At 68.8% G+C, this 6,241-nt stretch carries 5 protein-coding genes; 1 reads left to right on the forward strand and 4 read right to left on the reverse strand.

Annotated features, from left to right (window positions below):
• A partial coding sequence (locus tag H5J26_RS27245) for a chitinase (protein WP_181768628.1) occupies nucleotides 1–916 on the forward strand: 916 nt, incomplete at its 5' end.
• 204 nt (nucleotides 917–1,120) lie between these two features.
• Here the strand turns inward: H5J26_RS27245 and H5J26_RS27250 are convergent.
• The 4 genes from H5J26_RS27250 to H5J26_RS27265 form a co-directional block, all read right to left on the reverse strand.
• On the reverse strand, nucleotides 1,121–2,587 hold the full coding sequence (locus H5J26_RS27250) for a GH1 family beta-glucosidase (RefSeq protein WP_181768629.1): 1,467 nt from the start codon (nucleotides 2,585–2,587) through the stop codon (nucleotides 1,121–1,123).
• A gap of 142 nt (nucleotides 2,588–2,729) precedes the next feature.
• Nucleotides 2,730–3,686, reverse strand: coding sequence for a carbohydrate ABC transporter permease (locus H5J26_RS27255; protein WP_181768630.1), 957 nt, complete (start codon nucleotides 3,684–3,686; stop codon nucleotides 2,730–2,732).
• A gap of 11 nt (nucleotides 3,687–3,697) precedes the next feature.
• Entirely contained in the window at nucleotides 3,698–4,690 is a 993-nt protein-coding gene (locus H5J26_RS27260; RefSeq protein WP_181768631.1) for a carbohydrate ABC transporter permease, read from the reverse strand.
• Entirely contained in the window at nucleotides 4,671–6,020 is a 1,350-nt protein-coding gene (locus tag H5J26_RS27265) for an extracellular solute-binding protein (protein WP_181768632.1), read from the reverse strand. The genes H5J26_RS27260 and H5J26_RS27265 overlap by 20 nt, the downstream gene beginning before the upstream one ends.
• Nucleotides 6,021–6,241: the final 221 nt, after the last annotated feature.

Consider the following 6,241-nt stretch of genomic DNA (forward strand, 5'->3'; position numbering starts at 1 on the left):
GCAGCGCGCGGAGAGGCCCACGGCGGCAGCGGGCGCCTTCTCGCCGTACGTGGACACCTCTCTCGTGCCGTCCTTCGACCTCCTCGGGAGCGCCGAGAAGACGGGGGTGAAGGAGTTCAACCTGGCCTTCATCACTTCCGGAGGCGGCTGCACGCCCAAGTGGGGAGGCGTCCAGGAGCTGGGGGACAACCCCGTGGCGCAGCAGGTGGAGAAGCTGCGTGCCGAGGGCGGCGACGTACGGATCTCCTTCGGCGGCGCCAACGGCTCCGAACTGGGTCTGGCATGCGGCTCGGCCGCCGAACTGGCCGACGCCTACGGCGAGGTCATCGACCGGTTCGATCTGAAGAAGGCCGACTTCGACATCGAGGGAGCGGCCCTTCCCGACACCGCGGCCAACACCCGCCGGGCCGAGGCGATCGCCCAACTCCAGGAGACCCACAAGGACTTGGACGTCTCCTTCACCCTGCCGGTGCTTCCCGAAGGATTGACGCCGGACGGCGTGGGACTGCTGGAGAACGCGGCGAGGAACGGCGTGAAGATCTCAGCCGTGAACATCATGGCGATGGACTACGGGCCCGCATACGACGGCGACATGGGTGAGTACGCCGTGGCCGCCGCGACCGCCACCCAGAAGCAGGTGAAGTCGGCACTGGGCATCGAAGACGACGCGAAGGCGTGGAGCACCGTCGCCGTCACCCCGATGATCGGAGTCAACGACGTCAACGTCGAGATCTTCAGGCCGGAGGACGCGGCCGAGGTGAAGAGGTTCGCCGAGGAGAAGAACCTGGCCTGGCTGTCGATGTGGTCCTCCACCAGGGACAAGCCCTGCGAGGGCGGGCCCAACGACCAGGCCGGCCCGGTCTGTTCCAGCATCGAGCAGGAGGCCGACGCCTTCGCGAAGGCCTTCACCGGCTGACCAGCTGACGAGCACCTTGCCGAGCGCCCGGCGGCCCACCCGCCGGGACCGCCCGAAGGAGCCCCCGATCAGGGTGGGGCGCAGCACACCTTCCCCCCACGCCCGCTGCGCCCCACCCGCCTTACCCTCTTTTCTCCGTCCCCCGGTTTCCCCCTGTTCCCCCGGCTGTGCCCGTGCGGATCCCGGCTCCCGCACGGGCACGTCTCATGACTCCGCCAGTTCTCCCGTACGGGCGACGTCCGCGTACCAGTGGGCACTGGACTTGGGCGTACGCCGCTGGCTGGCGAAGTCGACGTGCACGATGCCGAAGCGCTTGGAATAGCCGTAGGACCACTCGAAGTTGTCCAGCAGCGACCACAGGAAATAGCCGCGCACGTCCGCGCCTCCCTCCATGGCGCGGTGCACGGCGGCCAGATGGCTCCGCACGTACGCGATGCGCTCCGGATCGTGCACGCGGCCTTCACCGTCCGGCTCGTCGGCGCAGGCGGCGCCGTTCTCGGTGATGTAGAGCGGCACGCCGGGGGCCTCCTGGTGGAAGCGGAGCAGCAGTTCGGTCAGGCCACCGGGGTCGACGCTCCAGCCCATCTCGGTCGTCACCCCCGGGGGCTGGTGGAAGGCGACACGGTCCGCGCCGGGCCACGGCGAGTGGTCGCTCGCGCCGTGACCGTCCCTGCGCTCGGCCTCCCTCTCGCCCGCGACGGCCGAAACCACCGACGGTGTGTAGTAGTTGACGCAGATCCCGTCCAGGGGCTGGTGCGCGCAGGCGACATCGCCGTCCCGTACGAAGGACCAGTCGGTGATGCCCGCCGTGTCCGCGAGCAGGTCCTCGTCGTAGGCGCCGTGCAGCATCGGGCCGGTGAAGATCCGGGTGGCGAGGGCGTCGATGCGGCGGGCGGCGTCACGGTCCGCGGGTGAGTCCGAACGGGGGCGTACGGCCGCTGGGTTGAGGCTCACCGACAGCTGGGCGTCTGAGGGAAGGGCCTCGCGCAGAGCCGTGGAGGCCAGGCCGTGGGCCAGATTGAGGTGGTGGGCGGCACGCAGCGCGGCGAGGGGTTCCGTACGGCCGGGCGCGTGCACGCCGGAGCCGTAGCCGAGGAAGGCGCTGCACCAGGGCTCGTTGAGGGTGGTCCACATCTTCACGCGGTCGCCGAGTGCGTCGGCGACGAGGCCGGCGTAGTCGGCGAACCGGAGGGCGGTGTCGCGCTCGGGCCAGCCGCCCGCGTCCTCCAACTCCTGCGGCAGATCCCAGTGGTAGAGGGTGAGGACGGGGGTGATGCCGGCTCCCAGCAGTTCGTCGGCCAGCGAGCGGTAGAAGTCGAGGCCGCGCTGCGCGGCGGGGCCTCGCCCGGTCGGCTGCACGCGTGACCACGACACGGAGAACCGGTAGGCGCCCAGGCCCAGTTCGGACATGAGAGCCACGTCGTCGCGGTAGCGGTGATAGTGGTCGCAGGCCACGTCTCCGGTCTCGCCGCGCTCGGTCCTGCCGGGGGTGTGGGAGAAGGTGTCCCAGATGGAGGGGGTGCGGCCGTCTTCATCCGCGCCGCCCTCGATCTGGTACGAGGAGGTGGAGGCCCCCCACAGGAAACCTGCCGGGAAGCGCACTCGTGGTCGGGCGGAGCCGCTCGCGGGGGAGGGCCCGGTGGTGTCGGAGGTCGTGGGGGACAGTGCCATGGAAGCGCTCCCATTCGAGGACGGCGGTGACGAGCTGCGGGACGAGGCGGGGACAGGCGCGTTACAGGCGCGGACGGGGAGGCCCGCCCTGGGCCGGGCGGAGCCGGAGGCAGGACGGGGGACGGGCGGTGGCGGGGGAGGTTCAGCCCTTCACCGCCCCCTGCATGATCCCGCCGACGATCTGCTTGCCGAACAGCGCGAAGGCGACGAGCAGCGGCAGAGTGCCGAGGAACGCCCCGGCCATGATCACGGATTCGTCGGGGATGTAGCCACGGCCCAGCCCCGTCAGCGCCACCTGCACCGTCGGGTTGTCCTGGGTGAGCGCGATGACCGGCCAGAAGAACTCGTTCCAGGCCATCACGAACGTCAGCATCCCGAGCACCGCCATCGCCGGCCGCGCGATCGGGAAGACGACGTGCCACACGACGCGCAGGCTGTGCGCCCCGTCCACCCTGGCAGCCTCGATCAGCTCGGTCGGCAGGGCGTTCACCAGGTACTGCCGCATGAAGAAGACGCCGAAGGCGCTCACCATCATCGGGAGGATCACGGCCTGGAGCTGGTTGGCCCACTCCAGCTTCGCGACCGCCATGTACAGCGGGACGACGCTCAGTTGGGGCGGGACCATCATGGTGCCGATCACGAGGAGCAGCAGCGCGTTCTTCGCGCGGAAGCGGAGCTTCGCGAAGGCGTAGCCCGCGAGCGTGGCGAACACGACCGTGCTGAGCGCGACGGTGCCCGCGACGACGACCGTGTTCAGCAACGCCTTGCCCATGTTGGCGTCGTTCCACGCGGTGCTCATGTTCGAGAAGAGGTTCCCGCCGAACCAGAAGGGCGGCGGCGTCTCGGCGAGCCGCTGGTTGTTGCGGGACGCGGCGACGGCCGTCCACACCAGGGGGAAGAGCGAACCGAGAGTGAAGAGGGTCAGCACGGCGTAGGTGATGCGCCCCGCGTGCAGTTGCCTGCCCGCGGTGCCGGCTCGCTTCCTGTTCGGTGCGCTGCTCCCGCTTCCGCGTCCGTTCCGTCCGGGCTCCCGGCCCCCCGGTGTCGCGCCCGTGGGCGTGGCGGGGGTGCGGTGGCCGGCCGTTCGAGTCTCCAGCATGCCGGTCTCCCTCATCGGCTTCTGCTGCTGTGCAGCCGTCGGGCGATCAGCCAGTTGGCCAGACCGATCACGAGCAGGATCAGGAACATCGTCCAGGCGATGGCGGAGGCCCGGCCGAGGTGGAAGTTGAACCACCCCTGCTCGTACAGGTACAGCCCCAGCGTCTGGTACTGGTGCGAGCCGCCACCGGTCTGCGAACCCCCGAACAGCAGTGGTTCACCGAAGAGTTGGGTCGCCCCGATGGTGGAGACCACGACCGTGAAGAGGATGGTCGGACGCAGGGACGGGATCGTCACGTGCAGGAACTGCTGCCAGCGTGAGGCCCCGTCGATCGAAGCCGACTCGTACAGGTCGTGCGGCACGGCCTGCATGGCGGCGAGATAGATCAGCGTGTTGTAGCCCGTCCAGCGCCAGATCACGATGGAGGAGACGGCGATCTGCGACGTCCACGTGCCGTTCTCCCAGTCGACGTGGTCGAACCCGGCCAGCCCCAGACCCCAGTTGATCATCCCGTAGTCGCGTCCGAAGAGCAGCGCGAACACGAGCGTCGCGGCGGCCACCGAGGTCGCGTACGGGGTGAGCATCACGACCCGGAAGAACATCGAGCCGCGCAGCCGGTAGTTGAGGAGATGGGCCAGGCCCAGCGCCATCGCCAGTTGCGGCACCGTCGAGATGACGCCGATCGTGACCGTGTTGCGCAGGGCGTTCCAGAAGAACTCGTCCTCCACCAGCCGCGAGAAGTTGTGCAGCCCCGCCCACTCCATGTGCGTCGGGTCGTGCAGCGAGACGTTGTGCAGCGAGGCCCAGCCCGTGTAGAGCAGCGGGAAGAGGCCGAAGGCGGCGAAGAAGAGGAAGAACGGCGCGATGAAGGCGTACGGGCTCCACCGGGCGTCCCGGCGGTAGCGGCGGCTGCGGCGCTCCTCGGAGCGGCTGCCTCCGCCGACCGGCACGGGACTCCCGGCTGCCCGCAGGCGTGGCTGGGGCTCAGTCTTCGACAGCGTCATCGATCTTCTTCACCGCCGAGTTCCAGCCCTCCTCGGGCGACTTGCCCTGCTGCTCGACCTGGAGGATGCCGATGTTGCCGATGTTCTCCTGGATGAGCTGGTCCTTCGGGCCGAGAACAACCGTGGGAATGCCCTTGGCGGCGTCGGAGAAGATCTCCCCGATGGGTGCGTCGTCGAAGTACTCGTGGCGCGCGTCCTTGAGCGCGGGGAGCGCGAGCGCCTTCTGCGAACTGGGGAAGCTGGCCTGCTTCTTGAAGAGCTTCGCCTGCTGCTCGGGCGCGGTCAGCCACTTGGCGAGCGCGACGGCGTCCTTCTTGTTCTTCGCGTGCTCGGGCACGGTCAGGAAGGACCCGCCCCAGTTCGCCGGCTTGGGAGGTGATGCCACGTCCCAGGCGTCGGCTCCCTTCTCGCCGGCCTTCTCCTTGATGTAGCCGAGCATCCAGGGCGGGCAGATGACGGATGCGAAGGTGCCGTTGGCGTACGCCTGGTCCCATTCCTTGTCGAACTGCTTGAGCTTGCCCGTCATGTCGCCCTTGACCGCACGCATCGCCAGGTCCCAGGACTCGCTGACGGCCTTGCTCTTCTTGTAGATCAGCTCGCCGTCGCGGTCGTAGTTCTTGAGGGCGTAGCTGGAGACGGAGCCGTTGTAGAGGCCTGCGGCGCCGTCGGTGAAGCTGACGCCGTCGGGCGCGGACTTCGTGAACTTCTCGCCCACGTCGACGTACTTGCTCCAGTCGCCGGTCCACAGCTTGCCGACCTCGGCGCGGTCGGTGGGCAGGCCCGCCTTCTTGAACAGGTCCTTGCGGTAGCAGATGCCCATGGGGCCGATGTCCGTGCCCAGACCGACCACTCGGCCGTTCTCCGCCTTGGCCTGATCCCATTTCCAGGGCAGCCAGGCTGACTTGTCGACGCCGCCGGCCTTCGCCATGTCGACGAACTTGTCGGAGTGCAGGTTGGCGACCTCGTTGATGTTGCCGACCTCGACCGCCTGGATGTCGCTCAGGCCGCTGTTCGCCGTGAGGTGGTTGAGCAGCGCGGGGTAGTAGTCCTCGTTCCGCTCGGTGGAGTTCTCCTTGATCCTGATGCCGGGGTTGAGCTTCTCGTACTCGTCGTAGAGCCCCGCCTGCTTGTAGCCGAAGACGCCGAAGACGCCGACCGAGACGGTTCTCTTCCCGTCCTCACCGCTTCCCGAGGCCGTACTCCCGCTGTCCTCCGCGCAGCCGGCCAGCAGGCCTGCCGCGAGCACGGCCGTGAGACCGGACGCGGCCAGACGTGTGTGTCCGGAGCGTCGCCGGAGGTGGTGCGGGGAAGTGTTCCTGCTGGTGCTCATGGCTGTGCCGTCCCCTCCCGAACTTACGGGCTGTGTAGGGAGCAGGTACTATGGGAGCGCTCCCATGCTTGATGAGTTGAAGAGTCCACGAGACATTCCGGGGTGTCAAGACGTCCGGCGGCAACGTCTCGCGGAAGGCGTGTAGTTGAATGATCCGGCGGTACGGACCGGCGGAGGAGCCGGCGCCGGCCCACGGGCCCGGCCGTACAGGGGAGGGGAGG

The sequence above is a fragment of the Streptomyces albidus (ex Kaewkla and Franco 2022) genome, assembly GCF_013870515.1.
Classification (GTDB): domain Bacteria; phylum Actinomycetota; class Actinomycetes; order Streptomycetales; family Streptomycetaceae; genus Streptomyces; species Streptomyces albidus.